The sequence below is a fragment of the Mesorhizobium sp. M7A.F.Ca.CA.001.08.2.1 genome, from assembly GCF_003998455.1.
In the GTDB taxonomy this organism is placed as follows: Bacteria; Pseudomonadota; Alphaproteobacteria; order Rhizobiales; family Rhizobiaceae; genus Mesorhizobium; species Mesorhizobium ciceri.
In genome coordinates this window covers 1-1,096 of record NZ_RZPW01001203.1, presented here as the reverse complement: position 1 = coordinate 1,096, position 1,096 = coordinate 1, and the positions used below count along the sequence as shown (strand labels likewise).

At 59.8% G+C, this 1,096-nt stretch carries 1 protein-coding gene; it reads right to left on the bottom strand.

Annotated elements, in window-relative coordinates:
* Positions 1-513: 513 nt before the first annotated feature.
* Positions 514-849: a hypothetical protein gene (locus EN914_RS36195; RefSeq protein WP_013531580.1), complete on the bottom strand. Its 336-nt coding sequence runs from the start codon at positions 847-849 to the stop codon at positions 514-516.
* Between the last annotated feature and the right edge of the window lie 247 nt (positions 850-1,096).

Genomic DNA, 1,096 nt, shown 5'->3' with positions numbered 1-1,096 from the left:
TTTCAAGACCGGTGCCTTAAACCGCTCGGCCATTCCTCCATCGTGGTTTTTCAACCATTTGGGCAGCGCGGGGCCAACTCGTTTGGCCTGCGGCACCGGATTGGCACCGAAGGCGCTCCCGGCTGGTTCACGCCTCATTCCTGTAAAGCGGCATTGAGGGCTGCGTCAACCACCACTGTGTCGGTTCCTGCCGTCCTGGCAGGCTCTGAGTTTGTCGGAATCGAGCACCGGAACTCGCTATCCCATTGGTGCATGATGAAGAAGGAGCCCGCCGACTGGCGATGTACAGGTTTGCGCGCGAACACAAAAAGCCTGACGCTGGAGGGCTTTCGTGCAGGCCCAACCGAGGGCGCGACCTACCGACCAAGCCATCCTCGGAATTGGGCGGAGGGAATCCCTACGGGTCAGCCTCTTGGGACAGCTGCGGTATCCCGCAGAATTTAACTTTCGCCAAGGGAACAGCTACTGGTGAGGAAGGCCGAAGCTGCAAATCGGCTCCGGCCTGTACGGTCCTCAGTCTTTGCAATTTTCGTCCGCCTTTGCCGCCGCGGCCTTATCACCGTGCTGCTGCGCCTCGATGTCCTGCTGCGAGGTTGCAAGGTTTTTGTCGCCGCCGCCTTCAGCGCCCGCCAATGGCATCGTGGTGCCATCCTTGGCGGCTGGCTTGTTCGCGTTGCCCATGGCCTTCGGAGTCTCTAAAGGCGCGTGGGTTCCATCTTTCGAAATACCGGCGGTCTGTCCGGCATCGGTCCCGGTGTTCGAAGCTGACTTGTCCGGACATGCGGCGATCGCAGACCCGGCAGAAAGCGACATCGCGATCGCGACCATCAATGAAGTCATTTTCATCATGCTCGTCCTTCTGTTCGAGTGCCCTGCGGATGAAACTAGCGGCGCATTTCTTTGTTCCGGCGGTCGGTCCGCTGCCCGACAAAGCCCGGTCAACCGGCAGACACGGCGGGCAGGAGCGAAGCCAGGCTTTCTGTGGCAGAGGGCATCACATCTCTCGCGTGGAAGCACGAAAACCGTTACTTTTCAGAGAGCTCTTACGGCGGAGACGCCACAATCTTGCCCGGTTGCGGCCACAATCGGTTAATAC

Coding starts and splice junctions, on each gene's coding strand:
- EN914_RS36195 (WP_013531580.1), bottom strand. CDS start 849: ATGATGAAAATGACTTCATTGATGGTCGCGATCGCGATGTCGCTTTCT.